12 protein-coding genes are annotated in these 16,661 nt (G+C 49.0%); all 12 read right to left on the reverse strand.

Annotation, left to right across the window (positions count from 1 at the left end; translation table 11 throughout):
* Positions 1-32: 32 nt before the first annotated feature.
* Complete coding sequence (locus tag AC1DFM_RS11045) at positions 33-2,957, reverse strand: DUF4132 domain-containing protein (RefSeq protein WP_477076783.1); 2,925 nt, start codon at positions 2,955-2,957, stop codon at positions 33-35.
* Between the two features lie 18 nt (positions 2,958-2,975).
* A complete protein-coding gene (locus AC1DFM_RS11050; RefSeq protein WP_477076784.1) occupies positions 2,976-4,115 on the reverse strand; it encodes a VWA domain-containing protein in 1,140 nt (379 codons plus the stop codon).
* Positions 4,105-6,417 (reverse strand): DUF5682 family protein, encoded by a 2,313-nt coding sequence (locus AC1DFM_RS11055; RefSeq protein WP_477076785.1) that lies wholly within the window; start codon positions 6,415-6,417, stop codon positions 4,105-4,107. The genes AC1DFM_RS11050 and AC1DFM_RS11055 overlap by 11 nt, the downstream gene beginning before the upstream one ends.
* A 506-nt stretch (positions 6,418-6,923) precedes the next feature.
* Positions 6,924-8,003: an ATP-binding protein gene (locus AC1DFM_RS11060; RefSeq protein ID WP_477076786.1), complete on the reverse strand. Its 1,080-nt coding sequence runs from the start codon at positions 8,001-8,003 to the stop codon at positions 6,924-6,926.
* 78 nt (positions 8,004-8,081) lie between these two features.
* Complete coding sequence (locus tag AC1DFM_RS11065; protein ID WP_477076787.1) at positions 8,082-9,545, reverse strand: DUF5691 domain-containing protein; 1,464 nt, start codon at positions 9,543-9,545, stop codon at positions 8,082-8,084.
* The gene (locus AC1DFM_RS11070) at positions 9,545-10,858 is read right to left on the reverse strand and encodes an SWIM zinc finger family protein (RefSeq protein WP_477076788.1); all 1,314 of its coding nucleotides are present in this window, start codon (positions 10,856-10,858) and stop codon (positions 9,545-9,547) included. The genes AC1DFM_RS11065 and AC1DFM_RS11070 overlap by 1 nt, the downstream gene beginning before the upstream one ends.
* A gap of 116 nt (positions 10,859-10,974) precedes the next feature.
* Positions 10,975-11,289 (reverse strand): iron-sulfur cluster assembly protein, encoded by a 315-nt coding sequence (locus AC1DFM_RS11075; RefSeq protein WP_291921355.1) that lies wholly within the window; start codon positions 11,287-11,289, stop codon positions 10,975-10,977.
* Positions 11,286-11,714 (reverse strand): SufE family protein, encoded by a 429-nt coding sequence (locus tag AC1DFM_RS11080; RefSeq protein WP_477076789.1) that lies wholly within the window; start codon positions 11,712-11,714, stop codon positions 11,286-11,288. The genes AC1DFM_RS11075 and AC1DFM_RS11080 overlap by 4 nt, the downstream gene beginning before the upstream one ends.
* A gap of 10 nt (positions 11,715-11,724) precedes the next feature.
* On the reverse strand, positions 11,725-12,972 hold the full coding sequence (locus AC1DFM_RS11085; RefSeq protein WP_477076790.1) for an aminotransferase class V-fold PLP-dependent enzyme: 1,248 nt from the start codon (positions 12,970-12,972) through the stop codon (positions 11,725-11,727).
* A gap of 7 nt (positions 12,973-12,979) precedes the next feature.
* Positions 12,980-14,287 (reverse strand): Fe-S cluster assembly protein SufD, encoded by a 1,308-nt coding sequence (gene sufD, locus AC1DFM_RS11090; RefSeq protein WP_477076791.1) that lies wholly within the window; start codon positions 14,285-14,287, stop codon positions 12,980-12,982.
* A gap of 119 nt (positions 14,288-14,406) precedes the next feature.
* Positions 14,407-15,171: a Fe-S cluster assembly ATPase SufC gene (gene sufC / locus AC1DFM_RS11095; protein ID WP_142685371.1), complete on the reverse strand. Its 765-nt coding sequence runs from the start codon at positions 15,169-15,171 to the stop codon at positions 14,407-14,409.
* 41 nt (positions 15,172-15,212) lie between these two features.
* Positions 15,213-16,658, reverse strand: a complete 1,446-nt coding sequence (gene sufB / locus AC1DFM_RS11100; RefSeq protein ID WP_477076792.1) for a Fe-S cluster assembly protein SufB — start codon at positions 16,656-16,658, stop codon at positions 15,213-15,215.
* Between the last annotated feature and the right edge of the window lie 3 nt (positions 16,659-16,661).

Consider the following 16,661-nt stretch of genomic DNA (forward strand, 5'->3'; position numbering starts at 1 on the left):
AATACAAATAAAATTCCGTGATTTTAAAAAAGCTACACCAATGCGGTCTGATCGCGGGAGATCGAGATATCCGTCATCACTTCCGAATAAAACACCGGCGGCACATTCTTCAATGGCAGCAGGCAGTCTACCGCTTCTTTGTCGGTGCTGCGGAACCAACGTTGCTGCGTTTTGGTTTTATCTATAAAGTACAGCTTACCTAATTTGTACCGGAAGCTATCTTCATTAGAAATACTGCTCATTTCCACAATCACCTCCAGCTGATGTTCATCGTCAATTTTATGATAGGCATATACAAATTTGCCATCACTACCTTCACTCAGCTGCCAGCCTTTCTTTTCCATGTACTGATTCAGGATATTGCTTTCCAGGGAAATATCCTCAAAGTCGTGCACCAGCGTGCTATAAGCTTGCTGCGGTGATAACGCAGCCACCGGTCTTTCCAATTGAGGAAAGACCGGTGTAATGTTCAGCGCAGTAAACTTTTGTTTCCACTGTTGTAAAGTAGCAGCGTCGAGATAAATCGGGTGAAGCATCCGTACGGAGGCACTTTCCGGCAGTGTGATAACGGTATCTGCCAGCGTGAGCAGGCGGCCGTCTTCCCCGCGGTAGAAGGAGGTGATCAGTTGATCTTCTTCATCAAAAAGTCCCCAGGCCAAACGGCTGGCGTATACAGACATCACCGGATGTTGTCCGAAGAATTGCTGCCATTGTGTGGTACGCCATTTCCGTTGTGTGACCAGGAAGTGCTCCATACGGGGCGTCTGCGATTTCACTGTTTCCGCCACTTCTTTGGTCAAGGCTTTGAACGATTCCCTTATTTCAGGTGGCGTGGCAGCAGGTATTGCTTTCAGCTGCCGGTTATTATCATTGAGATAAGCCGGTTTGAAATTACGATCCAGATATGCCCGGTAAACATCCTTCTTCACTTCAAAGGATTTGTATAATCCATCGAAACCAAAATCAGGAACGATATAGTCGCCTAAGTCGTGCAGACTCATCCCTCTTGCGGCAGCGGTTTGTTGCAGGGCTGCCAGGGCGGCGGCGCCTACATTAGGCTTGCGGCTGCGGTATCTACGCGACAGGTATTCTACCATGCGTAACGCCTGGTTACTACCATGGAGGGCCAGTGCGCCCACTCCATGTTCGGCCATTTTGAGACGCTTCGTATCAATCCAGAATTGCAGCGCCACGCGCAGGTTTGCGGCCAATGCGTCATCACCTACTAATGCCGCCAGCGTCATCAGGTATTTGTATTTGGCATCGCCGCCTCTGTCGATATAAAACTGGAAGAGGTGATTAGCGAAATCCCCGCTGCGGGTACGGTCTACCAAACGCAGGAATGGTTGGACTTCCATATCCGCCACAATTTCTTTGGTGCGGCTCATACGGTAAAAGAGGAATCGTACCATATCCAGGGAGGCGATGTTGCCGCTCAATAAGTAGAGTGGTGGCATGTTGCTGTCGTCCAGCCATTTTTCTACCGGTCTGGACAGCTTACCACGTTTTTTCGCATACGCCACCAGTTGTGTTACTATGGTGAGATCATCTTCACCAGTAATGGTATGGTCGTTCAATGTTTCCAGCATCAGGTCACGCGCATCGTCGTTCACTTCTTTCTGCAGTATCTGTTGCAGTAAGGTGATTGCCTGCGGATTGTTGAGTCGGACGAGAATTTGCACACCTGTGAGGCGTTGATCTGCCTTGGTACTTTGCACCAGTTCGGATGCCCGCTCCATGGCCAGCGGATGTTGCGCCAATACAACGGCAACGAGCGAACGAACAGATTTTAATTTATGGTATACAAACGGCCATAGCTGTTCTATATACAAGGCAGCCGGTAACTGAGTCAGCGCTGGTAATACTACCCGGGCATCGTAGTCGTTCCCGAGTGCATTCAGCAACAACGGCACAGCGGATTCTCCGAGTTCATTTACCAGCAGCTGGAAGGTATCCGGGTGCAGATAACGTTTTTCTCCCAGATAATTATCCAGGTAAGGCAACAGCTTTGCCTGGTCTTTTTGCAGCAGGGTGCGGATTGCCAGTATGCCGGATGACGATACATCAGGTATCCACAAACCTGTTACGAGTGAGCCGGTCAGGGCGCGGTCTTCGATGCCGGTAGTGGGCATATCGAGGTAATCGTATGCTACGCTGATGAGCCTTTGCTCAAATCGTTCCGGCAGATGATGCGCCAGCAGATGATAGCTATGCAGCGCCGAGGCAATATCCGGGCGTAGCCAGGCTTCTTCGGCGGCTCTTTCTATCAGCGGCTCATATTTGGCCACATTATTTTGTAATAATGCTTTTGATAATTCATGCTGATCAGGGAGATTACCTGCAGGAAGCAACATATTTTCGAGGTATTCCATTTCCCGTTCCGGATGGCCTTTAGCCAGCAGACGATAGAAGAGGGAATTCCAGTTTTTAGGTTTCCAGGTAGCGAGGTAGTCGTCTATGACATGTCGCTCGGCGCTTTTGATCAGGTCCTGTAAAAATTTACGCAGGGGCGTAAATTTCAGTGGCGCGAGGTCGAAGTTATTGCCATCGCCGGAGTAGCTGATAAGTTGAGAGCCTATTTCCTGTGGTGTACAGCCTCTTTGTTGGAGGAAGCTGGTAAAATAGCTGAATCGCAGTACAATGGATGAGGAAGTTCCCGGCAGGTCCATCATGGGGACGATGCGGGATAAAAATAGTGGTTGGCACACCTTCCAGGTGTCGGGTGAGGAAATAAGCTGAAGTATCAGCCGGTCATTGTCGTTCCAATGTTCCGGTACCTGCAGCAACTGGATAAATAGTCCGAGGGTACGGGCCTCCTCCGGGTTGTTAAACAGGGGAGGTTGTAAAGTTTGTCCAGTAAGGAAAGCTACCCCGGTTCTAATAGGTTCATTGTTTTCATAGATAGTCAAGTTCAGTTTTTCAAGCAGCGGTAGTATGTCTTCCTTGTTGTACGGCATAAGGTATAAATAGATTCATTATTTTTTCAGCACAATATCTTCTTTTGCGGCCCATTGCGCAACATCTTGTTTGCTTAGTGCCATGGCCATCATATCCGGGAATTTATCCGGAGAGCAGGCAAATACCGGTATGCCCAGGTTCGCGAGGAATTGTGCATTTTCGTGATCATAGCTGGGAGCGCCTTCATCGTTTAGTGCCAGTAATACGATTACCTGCACCCCTGCTGCTGCCAGGTCGGTAAAGCGTTTGCGCATGTTTTTTTCGTCACCGCCTTCAAATAGATCGGTGATCAGTACCAATACGGTGTCGGTGGGCCGGCTGATAATTTGTCCGCAATATTTTAATGCGGCGTTGATATCAGTGCCACCGCCGAGCTGAACGCCAAACAGTAATTCTACCGGGTCTTGTAATTCTTCCGTAAGATCGGCAACGGCAGTATCAAAAACAACCATTTGTGTTTTTAGGGCAGGAATAGATGCCATGACCGCTCCGAAGATGCCGGAATATACTACTGAGGTGCCCATCGAACCACTCTGGTCCAGGCATAACACTACTTCTTTGAGGGCAGACCGCTTACGACCATATCCAATCAATGTTTCCGGGATAATGGTTTGATAGGCGGGCTGGTAGTGTTGCAGATTTTTCCGGATGGTCAGGTGCCAGTTGATTTCGTGATGACGAGGGCGCCTGTTACGCGCACTGCGGTTTAAGCTGCCGCTGATGGCCTGTTGCGTGGGCTGCGACAGTTTCTTCATCAGTTCATCTACTACTTTCCGGACTACCTGCCGGGCAGTGTCTTTGGTTTTTTCCGGGATGACCCGGCTCAATGTCATCAGGGTAGCTACCAGGTGAACATCTGCTTCTACGTTTTCCAGCATCTCTTTTTCGAAGAGCATCTGGGTAAGGTTGAGGCGTTTCAGTGCATCCTGTTGCATGACCTGAACCACAGAGGAGGGGAAGTAGTTGCGTATGTCGCCCAGCCAGCGGCTTACATTGGGTGACGAGGGGCCTAAGCCGCCCTGCCGGGTGCTGTCATATAAGGCTTCCAGTGTTTTGTCTACCTGCAGGTCCGTTTTATTTAACGAAAAGCCGGTACCATCATTCTGAGATCCTCCCAGCACCAGCCGCCACCTGCGAATCTGTTCTTCATGCTCCATCTGCTAACAATTTTGAGTCATCCAATCCGAGTAACTGCATCACTACCGGAATACCCCTGGCGCCGCGATCTTCGTCGAGGCCCCCGCTGGTAGTGGTTTTTATGCTATTACTGCTGCCACCATTCTTTACTTTGTCGCCCAGTTTTTTTCTTTCCGGGGCGGTAAAGTTAGAAAAGGTGCGGCGTAATAACGGCAATACCTGTATGAAAATATCATTTTCCAGCTGAGAAACCCAATGATGCACCATTCCCCATAGGCTGTCATCCAGCAGCAGTAAGGTTCCGCTGCCCCGGAGAAATCCTTCCAGCCAGGCGGCGGCCAACGCGGGTGGGTTGGCAACGGACATGGATACACTGAAGGCTTTGCTGAGGGCATCCTCCTGCAGGATTTTTGCGTCGAATAACAGCCTTGTGGCGTAGCCGGCAATCATGGGTGCCGATTGCTCATTTCTGGAAATGGCTTGCAGCGTTTCCTGCCAGGCGCTGGTCAGCGGGGCTTGTTGCAGCAGGCTGATCGCGTCATTCATGGCATAAAAAAGGTCCAGCAGGGCGAGTGCCGCGTCTTCCGCTACCGCCGTGCAGGCAGCCGGCAAACTGATACAGATGCGGCCAATCATGCTTTCTGTGATGCCATTCACCAGGGCGGCATCTGTTTTCCGGACGTTACCATAGCGACTGATGTTCACCAGCGAAGGAATCACCTCCATCAGCTGTAACACATCACCGGAAGCAGCGGCCAGGTTATTGATCCGGTGAATCAATACTTCCACTACGGCAGGCAGTTCTGCTGGAATTGCAGAGGCCAGCATTTTGCAGACCTGTTGAAGGGTGGCGGTGTTTTCTGCGCTATTGGTGACATAACGGGTAGCGGCTTCGGCTACCGTATTGCCCCAGCTGCCTTTTTCGATAATGTCGATCGAAAACGCCGGGTCCCATTGCAGGCGCCATTGTTCTTTGAAGGTACCTTTCCCGGATATTTCGCTACGTTTACCCCAGTGGATATCCAACAGTTGCAGGCGGTGCAGGAAAACGCTTCTTTCCAGGTCGGTATCCTTACGTAAGTCCAGGATATAGTCTTTGAAATCGGCCGTTTGCGGCAACCGTAATTTCTTTTGCCATTTGGCGATATCCGTCTGCAGGGGTGGAGTAGGCACTTCCAGTGGTACCTTTCCGATGCGGTTGCGTACAATGAGTTCATACCGGATCAGTTGCATGAGAATACTTTCTCCGTTGCACAACACGCTAAGGGTAGCCTCATTTAGCTCTTCCAAACCGGGCCGGGCGAAATGTCGCAATGATGCCAGCGCATTAGCCAGCCTCACGGCTTCCATTACGTGTGCTACGGACGTATCCTGCTGCTGTTCCCGGAATAGTTTGGCTACGCCCGCCATCCAGCGGGTGCCGTCATCGGTGGGATGTTCCCAGATATGTTCGTACCATCCGGGGGAAGGAATGCCGGCGCCATAACCGCTCTCGTAACTCAAACGGCTATACGTCCATGGTATCCAGGTACATTCCACTTTGGCTTTGGGGAGTCCTTTCAACAGGTCGTTATCGTCTTTTTGTTTGGGCATGTTTTGCAGCGCCGGTCCATGCCAGGCGCCACAGATCACGGCAATCCGCTGAAACATTTCCTTTTCCGCCTGACGGATACATTTACGCATCCATGCTTCCCGGAGTTGTTCCTTCCGGTCTTCTTTCCGGTGGAGTTCTTCGCGGAGGGCTGCCATGGCGTCATTCACGGCCTCAAAAACGGCCGTTTGCTCCAGGCGATATTCAAACATATGTTCCCACCATCGTTCCCCATCATCATAGCCAGCCGCAGCGGCCAGGTGAGATATAGGATCATGGGCCGGGAGTAAAGCCGGGGCTTCTGCGATGTCCTGGCTATTGTGTAGCCGTTTCGCCGCATGGGCGGTGGAAGCATTATTATCAGCGGCTTCGGGGTCTGCTGCTCCGGTTGCTTTCGCCGTTTCCTCATTTTCCATTCCGAATACATGTGCCAGAGGAAGGTCCATGAAGCGGGCGTGTATGCGGTGCTGTTTGGCGTATAACATAGCCTGCCACTCCGGAGAAAAGGCTGCAAACGGGTAGAAGCAGGCTTTCTGCGGACTATCAGGTTGATAGGCGAGAATCGCTACCGGTGGCTGCAAGTCTTCGTGACCAGCCCATTGCAGCAAAGCATCTGCCTCCGGAGGACCTTCTATCAGCACAATATCCGGTTGCAGCTCTTCGAGGAAAGCTTTTACATTCCTGGCAGAACCAGGTCCGTGGTGCCGGATACCTAAAATATGTACGGACATATGTGGTGCTTAATCGTAAAAAAATATATCCTCTGCGGTCATCATCTCCCGAAAAATATCCTGACCAATTGGTCGCTTAATATTTTATTACAGGTAGATGATGGGCTTTTTATCTTCCAGAAAATATCAGCGTAAATAGCTACTTAATATTTTACTGTAGATAAATAAAGAACTGTTTATCTCTTTAATAAACAATAATTACCAAGCGTAGCTGATAATTTTATTGTAAGAAGATGATCAGCATTTAGCACTAAAAACTAACAGTTGCCATTGGGCAAAAGGTGGCTTTATAAGCAGATGACCGCTATTTTATCTCCCTAAAATAAAATAATCATAAATTGTTGATTATTAATTTATTATAAGATGTTATTTAGCAATTAGTACTAAGTAAAAGCGATTTCCCTTGTTGTCAGAGCACCTGTTTATTCCCATGCCTTTTTGTATGGTTACGGGGCGTTTACGGTGCTCGTTTCTTCGGCGCTATTGCTTGGTACCAGTGGTTTTCATTAGTTTAGATCTCTGCAGGCACGATAGACATCTTTCCAGTCTTCCCGCGTTTTTACCACTGTTTCCAGGTATTCCTGCCACACCAGTTTATCCTGCACCGGATCTTTCACTACTGCACCAATGATGCCAGCGGCCAGATCTGCAGCGTTCAGGGTTCCATCTCCAAAATAAGCAGCCAGTGCTAACCCATTGTTAACCACAGAGATAGCTTCTGCGGTACTCAGGGTGCTTCCAGGTGACTTCAACTTGGTTTTGCCGTCCAATGTTACCCCGTTACGGAGCTCACGGAAGATGGTAACGATGCGACGGATTTCCTCCAGCGCCGGTTTTTCTGCCGGCAGCTCCATCACTTTCTCGAAGCTTTCTACTCTTCTTCTCACAATATCAATTTCCTCTTCCATAGAATCAGGGACAGGTAATATAACGGTATTGAACCTACGTTTTAACGCGCTGGATAATTCGTTGACACCCTTGTCGCGGTTGTTGGCCGTGGCAATCACGTTAAATCCTTTGGAAGCCTGCACTTCTGTATTCAGTTCCGGAATCGGCAGTGTTTTCTCAGACAGGATGGTGATCAGGGTATCCTGTACATCCGCGCCGATACGGGTGAGTTCTTCTATTCTTGCAATTTTACCGTCTTTCATAGCACGCATCACCGGCGTTTCCACCAGCGCTCTGGGAGAAGGGCCTTCTGCCAGCAGACGGGCATAGTTCCAGCCATAGCGGACACTTTCCTCGCTGGTGCCGGCAGTACCTTGTATAATCAAGGTTGAGTCGCCGCTGATAGCAGCAGCCAGGTGCTCGCTCACCCAGCTTTTGGCGGTACCGGGTAAACCATATAACAGCAGCGCGCGATCGGTGGCCAGGGTGGCTACGGCGATTTCCATCAGGCGTTTGCTGCCAATATATTTAGGGGTGACTTCAAATCCGTTTTTCAATTTCCCGCCAATCAGGTAGGTAACCACCGACTGGGGCGTTAACAACCAGTTGTGCGGGCGCTTTCCGGAGTCCTGCTTTTTCAATTCTTCCAGCTCCTGTGCAAAAAGCTGTTCGGCATGATAACGTAAAATGTCTGACATGAGAGGGAGATTTATGAGCTTTTAGCCTTTAGCAGTTAGCTTGAAGTAACAGCTTCGGCGGTTAATATTGTTTGAACGTTATTTATGAAAGCATCCGGGGAGCAGGCTTTTAGCTTGTATCAGCTTGCCCAGGTGCACTTTTATATTATTCCAGTAGCCTACATGGTAAGATTCCGTTGGCACAATATCATCCAGCGTAGCCGCGATGGCAACGGGTATCTGGCGTATCACATTGTTCATGTACAACTGGTTGTAAGTATAAGGTTGTGAAGCCGCATAACGTAATATCCGGGTACACAGGGCAACGCTCCATTCTGCCTGGTTAAGGCCGGCATATTTGATGATGGCTTCCGGATGCTCCACAAAATGATGCTCGCTAAGCTGTTGCTGTTGCGCCGTAGGCAGCATCGGAATGATATCTATATAAAAGGTTTCGCTGTGTTCCATAAACGCAGTAGCCCATTCCTTTGCCTCAAACCAGGTGATGGCTTGTACCAACGCCGGCACAAAGGGCTGCAGCGTTTCATACTGTAAAAACAAGCGGATCACTTCTGCCGGCGTGCGGCTGAAATGCGTTTCCCAGCGGGCCGGATGTACTGCGCTGATCAGCTGATACAGTATGTGCGTTTCGTCGGACACACTCTTACTGTTGCTGAGTTTTTCGATGCCACTCTGAAAGATGCGTTCATCTGTCAATTCTGGCAAAGCCACTACGATGTGCCCATCCCATTGGGGCTGTACAGCGCCGGCAAGCACCTGCCAGTATAATTCATGGATAGAGGAGCCCGGCAGTTTTTTCAACAGCCGGAGCAGGATTTCCTTCACCGTTTTGCTCTTTTCTGTGAGCAAAGACTCCAGCCATTCCAGGTCGCTTTCCTGTGGCGGTTGTTCTAAAACGGTCAGCAGCTCCGCTTTCACGGTGGCGCTTTCTTTGGGCCAACTTTGCTGTAACCAGGTGCGTGCCATAACGGGATCGGTTGCACGTAATTCCTGCAGGGCTTCCACCCGTTGCGCAGTAGCCCCGTTTTCCCATCTGTCTTCCAGTGTTTCTGCCACGCGGGAGAAGTTCCAGTCGGGGTTAAATTGTCCCAGCCATTCGGCCCGGTATCCGCCTGCCGCGGCCGTGAGTGCACGCAGTGATTTATTGCGCCAGGCTTTGTCCAGCATCACGGGTAACTGCGCCGGCGGCAAAATAAAATGGCGTTGGGTGCAGTATTCCAGCCAGAGCTGTAATAGTTGTATGCTGTCTGTTTCCAGTACCGGCTGCAATGCCCGGATAGCAGCCGGAGGACAATAAGCCTTGGTTTCAGCGGGGCAAACAGCGAGAGGGGGCACGGCAGTCGTTACCGGCTGTGTACCGGACTGCCGGTAGTTGTACACCACTGCCGCCAGTTGCAGAAACTGTTCTTCTTTATCAGTGGCGGTATTACTTAAAACAGTGGCCGCTGCCGCCTGTAGCGGTCCCTGAAGTCCTTGTGCGTCGGCCTGCTTTTTAGCAGTACCCAGCAGGGCGGTATTGATGATTTGATTCCAGCGCTCCATTATAATATTTTGTATTCGTGTTCATGCCATACGCCGATGGGTTCATATTGCATTTCCCTGCCGGTAACCGCCATATGTAACGGGGCGCCACCGCTGAAAGCGAGGAGCTTCCAGATATGCGAAAAGCCTTTTTTTACCGGCATCAGCTGTTGGCGGCTATCTTGTAACCACCATTGTTCCTGGTGCCACACCGGCGTCAGGGTTGCAATCGTATATACCTGATCGTTATACACGGGTAATGCCGCTGCGATATCGCTTTGAGCCGCGACTACTTCTTCCCATCCGGAAAAACCACTGAAGGTATGATCCGGTGGTACGGTCATCTGTTGCTTAATGATAGCCCGTAGTGGCGCAGCAGAAGGGTAGTACACCAGTTCCGCCTGTATGGTACTGCCGGGTGTGAGCGGTTGTGCAATGGTGCTTTGTCCGCGTACAAAAAACTGCAGGATGAGTGCCCGGCGTTGGGTGTGAATGCCGTATAGCCAATACCGTTCTACGGTAAGCCGGTCTTCTTCGGAGGTTTGTTTACCCAGTACGCGCCAGGTATCGGTGATACCGGTTTGTTCTTTCAGTTCTTCCTGGGATTGCGCAAAGCCGATCAGGCTGCGTATATCCTGTTGCAGGAGGGGAGGCAGCTGATCAAGGTGTTGATAGCCCTGGATGACGAGGTAAATACGCAGCAGCTGGTTCATGAAAACGGTTTGCCAGCCTTCGTGGAAATAGCTGATATCAGCGAGTTCCCGCATCATACCGGCTAATCCTCCGGCCTGGGCATCTACCATGCGGCGTTCCATATTTTCGAAGAAGGCGGCGTCTTTTTCAGGTAGGTCCATGATCCCATTACGTATCAGGTCTTTTATCCAGCGCAGTAGTTCTGCGGTACCATCGGCTACTTTTTGTTGGCGGGCCTGTTGGCGTTTTGCCTGTGCAGCGGTGTCCACCTGTTTTTCAGGTGAGCTGGCAGCTACGGCTTTCTTTTCTTCCCGTTCTGCACGTTTGGCCAGCCACTCACTCACCCAGGCGGGTGGCGTGGTGGTGGCAAAGGAATCAGGTTGCCGGGAATACTGCAACAGTAGTCCCAGTCCATGTTTACAAGGAAATTTACGACTGGGGCAACTGCATTTGAATGCCATATTGCCGGTGTCTATTTGTGTCTGGTATGGTTTGCTGCCGCTACCCTGGCATTCTCCCCACAACGCATTATCGCCAACGCCTCTACTGACCCATTTGGCCGGGTTGGCCAGGTCTTTCCCTGATTTACGGGAGGAGTCATCAGGCGCCATTGCAAGCACTTGTTCGTCGGATAGGTTCAATGGATAAACGATTTAAGGCACAAAGTAAATAATTCCATAACATAAAAAACCAAATATCAAATAACACTACGCAGTGTATTTGGTATTTGGTTCAATTATATGATATTTTTGGCGGCTTACATAAAGCCCAGTTCCAGCTTTGCTTCTTCACTCATCATGTCTTTGGTCCATGGTGGATCAAAGGTCAGGTGTACATCTACATCAGACACCCCTTCAATATTTCTTACCTTTTCATCTACTTCGCGGATAATATCTCCGGCTACGGGGCAACCAGGCGCGGTCAGCGTCATATCAATCCCAATCCGGTTATTTTCCTTGATCTTGATGGCGTATACCAGCCCTAATTCCATAATATTCACCGGAATTTCCGGATCATATACTGTCCTGAGCTGTGCTTCTATCAGTTCTCTTAATGTTGCTTCGTCGTTCATTGCTGGTTAATTTTTGCCTGATAAGCGATAGCGTATAACTTCATTTGTTTGAGCATACTCAGCAACCCATTAGAACGGGTAGGGGAGAGATGACTGCTTAAACCAATGGCATCAATGAAATGAATGTTTGCTGCGGCAATATCCTGTGGTGTGTGGCCAGACAATACGTATATCATCAGGCTCACCAGTCCTTTGGTAATTACGGCATCACTGTCGCCGGTAAAAAACAGTTTCCCGTCTTTCAGCTCTGTATGCAGCCACACGCGCGACTGACAGCCTTTAATCAGGTTGTCAGGTGTTTTAAATTCTTCTGCAATGAGGGGTAGTTCTTTGCCGAGCTGGATAATATATTCATATTTATCTTCCCAGCTACCCATCACCGAAAAGTCGGATATTATTTCTTCCTGTATTTCCTGAATCGTCATATTCACCTGTTTACAACAGCATGGCAGCGGCTCTTTTAATACCGGCTACCAGTTTGTCTATTTCTTCCCGTGTATTGTAGAAAGAGAGGGACGCGCGAACCGTACCTGGGATCTTAAACCAATCCATCAGTGGTTCGGTGCAGTGGTGACCCGTTCTCACGGCAATACCTTGCTGGTCCAGCAGTTCACCCATATCAAACGGGTGGATATTATGTACCAGGAAGGAGATCGCGCCACTTCTGTGGGTAGCATCGCCGATAAAGCGGATACCATCGATCTGACGGAGTTCCTGCATGGCGTAAGTCATCAGTTCTTCTTCCCGCTGCTGGATTTTCTCAATACCTACCTGTTGTAAATATTCGATAGCAGTCCCCAGGGCAATAGCGCCCGCAATGTTAGGGGTACCGGCCTCGAATTTATACGGTAGTTCGTTATAGATTGTTTTTTCGAAAGTAACGGTCTTGATCATATCACCACCACCCTGATAAGGGGGTAGTTTGTTCAGCCATTCTTTTTTGCCATACAGCACACCAGTACCAGTAGGCGCATAAATTTTATGGCCGGAAAATGCCAGGAAATCTACGTCCAGGGCCTGTACATCAATAGTGATATGTTGAATGGCCTGTGCGGCATCCAGTAATACCGGTATATTTCGTGCATGCGCCAGCGTGATGATATCCTGTACCGGGTTGATAGTACCCATGGTATTGGATACGTAGGTAACGGCTACTATTTTCACCGTATCATCCAGCATCGCTTCGTAGGCATCCATCAGCAGTTCGCCGCGCTCATTGATAGGAATGACCTTCAGGGTAGCGCCGCTTTCTTCGCAGGCAATTTGCCAGGGCACAATATTACTATGGTGTTCCATGGCAGAAATGATCACGCTGTCGCCGGCCTTCAGGAAACGGCGTCCCAGGGTATTGGCTACCAGGTTGATGCTGTCTGTAGTGCCTTTGGTGAAGATGACTTCGTGCGGATCTGCTGCGTTGATATAGCCAGCTACGGTGATACGGGCTTTTTCGTATGCATTGGTGGCCACCTGGCTGAGGTGGTGTACACCGCGGTGCACATTGCTGTTATATTCTTCGTAATAGCGGGCTTCCGCTGCTATTACTACCTGCGGCTTCTGCGTGGTAGCTCCGTTATCGAAGTATACCAGCGGTTTGCCATGTACCTGTTGCTGCAGGATAGGGAAGTCCTTTCTGATCTGCGCAATATCCAGGCCGGCGGTTACTATGTTAGCAATATGTTCCATGGTTCGTTTAGTTATTCATGATCTCCGCAATCTGCTCCTGCAGGTGATGTTGCAGGGCTGGTACCTTGATGGCATCTGTGATGTCGTGAGAGAAGGCATTTACCATCAGTGCTTTGGCCGCATCTTCACCTATGCCACGGGAGCGCAGGTAGAACATGGACTCTTCACTGAACTGACCGGCAGTAAAGCCATGGCTGCATTTTACATCATCGGCATATATTTCCAGCTGTGGCTGTGAGTTAATATCTGCTTTGTTGCCCAGCAACAGGTTATTGTTTTGCTGGAATGCATTGGTTTTCTGCGCTTCCTGATGTACCAGGATTTTACCGGTGAATACGCCATTGGCATCATCCAGCAGTACACCTTTGTACAGCTCATTACTGTTACAATCCGGCATGATGTGATCCATGAAAGTATGGTTATCTACATGCTGGTGTTTGTTGGCAATATATAAACCGTTCAGATTAGTTTCGGTATGACTGCCATTCAGTGCCACGCTCAGGTTGTTACGGGTGAACGGGGTGTTGGGCAGGGTGAAATTAAAATGATGGTAACGGCTGTCTTTATACTGTTGAGTAGCGGTGGTATGTACTTCACGGAAGCTTTCTTCTCCCTGTTGTACATTGTAGTGCCACAGTTCTGCATTTTCCATTACCACGGTTTCCAGTACGCTGTTAGCGAAAGCCACGGTAGCGGTTTCCGGGTGAACAGAGCTCTCAATAATGGTAGCGGCAGCGCTTCTGTTCAGCACCCATAAATGGCGGGGTTGAATGAAAGCGTGTGCAGTAGAAGAGTATACGTGTACTACATGTATGGGTTTGTCCAGCACGGTGTTGGCCGCCAGTTCCAGATACAGGCCATCTGCAAAGAGGGCAGTATTTAACTGGGCCAGGGATTCACCTGCCAGGTGTGGTTGTTGATTGAAGTAATTGGTAAAACCTGGAGCAGTAGTATGTGCACTCATTGCGCCAATGGTGATGCCTTTGCCTTCGGGCAGGGTAGATTGATCTGCCTGCAGGTGACCATTTACCAGTACCACACGATAGCAATCCAGTTCAGGAATTGCTTTGCTTGCTGCTATAGTAGCGGAAACCGGGGTAGCAGTGGTCAGCAGTTCGTAAGGAAACTCTTTCAGATAGCGCTGAATATTGGTGTAGCGCCATGCTTCCGTTTTCAGCGAAGGAAGTCCGATTGCTGTAAAGCGCTCCAGCGCTTTGCGGCGAATATCGTTCAGTCCAGCCGCGGCGGGGGCCGAAACCTGTGCCGACAATGCCTGTACATCTTCCGTTAACGCCTGGTAAAATGGCAATATCATATTGCTTATCATAATTTATATCCAAATTATGAATTACGAATTATGAATTACGAATTACGGAGTTGTGGGGAGATTTACCCGAAGAACCGTAATTTGTAATGTGTAATTTGTAATTCTTCTTATACAGATTCTTTCAAATGTAATTCCTCTTTCAGCCAGTCGTATCCTCTTTCTTCGAGTTCCAGTGCCAGTTCTTTGGTACCGGTTTTAATGATACGGCCATTGTACAGTACATGTACAAAGTCAGGTATGATATACTCCAACAGGCGTTGGTAGTGGGTAATCACTACGAAAGATTTTTCTGCATCACGTAATTTGTTTACACCATTGGAAACAATACGGAGGGCATCGATATCTAATCCGGAATCTGTTTCATCCAGGATAGCCAGCTGTGGGTCCAGCATAGCCAGTTGGAATATTTCGTTACGTTTCTTTTCACCACCGCTGAAGCCTTCGTTCAGGGAACGGTTCATCAGGTTGGAGTGGAAATCTACCAGTTGTTGTTTCTCTTTGGTCAGCTTCAGGAACTCTCTCGCTTCCAGGGCAGGAAGGCCTTTATACGCTCTGATTTCATTCAGTGCGGTTTTGAGGAAGTTGAGGTTAGACACACCTGGAATTTCTACAGGGTATTGAAAAGCAAGGAATACACCTTCACGGGCGCGATCTTCCGGAGCCATGTCCAGCAGATTTTTGCCATTGAACCATACTTCACCTTCGGTAACGGTATAGTTATCACGACCCGCCAGGACAGAAGCCAGTGAGCTTTTGCCGGAACCGTTAGGTCCCATAATAGCATGCATTTCTCCTTTGTTTATTTCGAGATTGATGCCTTTCAGAATTTTCTTCCCTTCTACTTCTGCGTGCAGATTTTTAATCGTCAGCATGATTGTTTTTTTCGTTCTGTATGTATTAGTTGAATAATGAATTATCCAACGCTTCCTTCAAGTGTAATAGATAATAATTTCTGTGCTTCCACGGCAAACTCCATGGGCAGCTGGTTCAGTACTTCTTTCACATAACCGTTTACGATCAGGGCTACTGCTTTCTCGCTGTCGATACCACGTTGATTCAGGTAGAAGATCTGGTCTTCTCCGATCTTGGAAGTGGTAGCTTCGTGTTCGATCATCGCAGTTTTGTTCCTGGATTCAATATAAGGGAATGTGTGTGATCCGCATTGGTTGCCGATCAGCAGGGAGTCGCACTGGGTGAAGTTACGTGCATTGTCAGCACGCGGACCTACGGATACCAGGCCACGGTAGCTATTGTCGCCACGGCCGGCAGAAATACCTTTGGAGATGATACGGCTCTTGGTACTTTTTCCGATATGGTGAATTTTGGTACCGGTGTCAGCAATCTGTTTGTTACGGACTACTGCTACGGAATAGAATTCGCCTTCAGAATAATCGCCCTGCAGAATTACGCTCGGATATTTCCAGGTAATAGCAGAACCGGTTTCTACCTGTGTCCAGGATATTTTGCTGGAAGTACCTTTACAGATACCTCTTTTGGTCACGAAGTTGTAGATACCGCCTTTACCGTCTTTATCACCGGGATACCAGTTTTGTACGGTAGAATATTTTATTTCAGCCTGTTCCATGGCTATCAGTTCCACTACCGCCGCATGCAGTTGATTTTCATCACGCATAGGGGCTGTACAACCTTCCAGGTAACTAACATAGCTGTTGTCGTCTGCAATGATCAGGGTACGTTCAAATTGTCCGGTGTTCTGTGCATTGATACGGAAGTAGGTGCTCAGTTCCATCGGGCAACGTACGCCTTTCGGAATGTATACAAAGGAACCATCAGAGAATACGGCAGCGTTGAGGGCAGCGAAGATATTATCTGTATGGGGAACTACGCTGCCCAGGTATTTTTTTACCAGTTCAGGGTGTTCCTGTACGGCTTCACCGAAAGAGCAGAAGATCACGCCCATTTCTTTCAGTTTGCCTTTGAAGGTGGTAGCAACGGAAACGCTGTCGAATACGGCGTCTACGGCTACACCAGTCAGTGCTTTCTGTTCGTTCAGGGGAATACCCAGTTTTTCGAAAGTGGCCAGCAGCTCAGGATCTACTTCGTCCAGGCTGTTGAGCTGTACTTTTTTCTTCGGGGCGGCATAATAGGAAAGCGCCTGCAGATCCAGCTGCGGCATTTCAAAGTGCTGCCATTTGGGGAATTCCATTTTCTTAAATGCGGCAAATCCCTTCAGGCGCCATTCGAGTAGCCATTCAGGTTCATTCTTCTTCGCCGAAATAAAACGGATGATATCTTCATTCAGCCCCGGAGGAGCCATATCCATTTCAATATCGGTGCTAAAGCCAAACTCATACTCCTTATTGGCTATATCATCAATTATTTCGTTACTGTTGATCATACA

It is taken from the genome of Chitinophaga sp. 05T412, from assembly GCF_056396465.1.

Excerpts from the sequence above, each read along its gene's own strand:
- AC1DFM_RS11085 (WP_477076790.1), bottom strand. The coding sequence starts at position 12,972 with ATGGAACATATTGCTAACATAGTAACCGCCGGCCTGGATATTGCGCAG.
- AC1DFM_RS11060 (WP_477076786.1), bottom strand. The coding sequence starts at position 8,003 with ATGTCAGACATTTTACGTTATCATGCCGAACAGCTTTTTGCACAGGAG.
- sufB (WP_477076792.1), bottom strand. The coding sequence starts at position 16,658 with ATGATCAACAGTAACGAAATAATTGATGATATAGCCAATAAGGAGTAT.
- sufC (WP_142685371.1), bottom strand. The coding sequence starts at position 15,171 with ATGCTGACGATTAAAAATCTGCACGCAGAAGTAGAAGGGAAGAAAATT.
- AC1DFM_RS11050 (WP_477076784.1), bottom strand. The coding sequence starts at position 4,115 with ATGGAGCATGAAGAACAGATTCGCAGGTGGCGGCTGGTGCTGGGAGGA.
- AC1DFM_RS11055 (WP_477076785.1), bottom strand. The coding sequence starts at position 6,417 with ATGTCCGTACATATTTTAGGTATCCGGCACCACGGACCTGGTTCTGCC.
- AC1DFM_RS11065 (WP_477076787.1), bottom strand. The coding sequence starts at position 9,545 with ATGGAGCGCTGGAATCAAATCATCAATACCGCCCTGCTGGGTACTGCT.
- AC1DFM_RS11045 (WP_477076783.1), bottom strand. The coding sequence starts at position 2,957 with ATGCCGTACAACAAGGAAGACATACTACCGCTGCTTGAAAAACTGAAC.
- sufD (WP_477076791.1), bottom strand. The coding sequence starts at position 14,287 with ATGATATTGCCATTTTACCAGGCGTTAACGGAAGATGTACAGGCATTG.
- AC1DFM_RS11075 (WP_291921355.1), bottom strand. The coding sequence starts at position 11,289 with ATGAACGACGAAGCAACATTAAGAGAACTGATAGAAGCACAGCTCAGG.
- AC1DFM_RS11080 (WP_477076789.1), bottom strand. The coding sequence starts at position 11,714 with ATGACGATTCAGGAAATACAGGAAGAAATAATATCCGACTTTTCGGTG.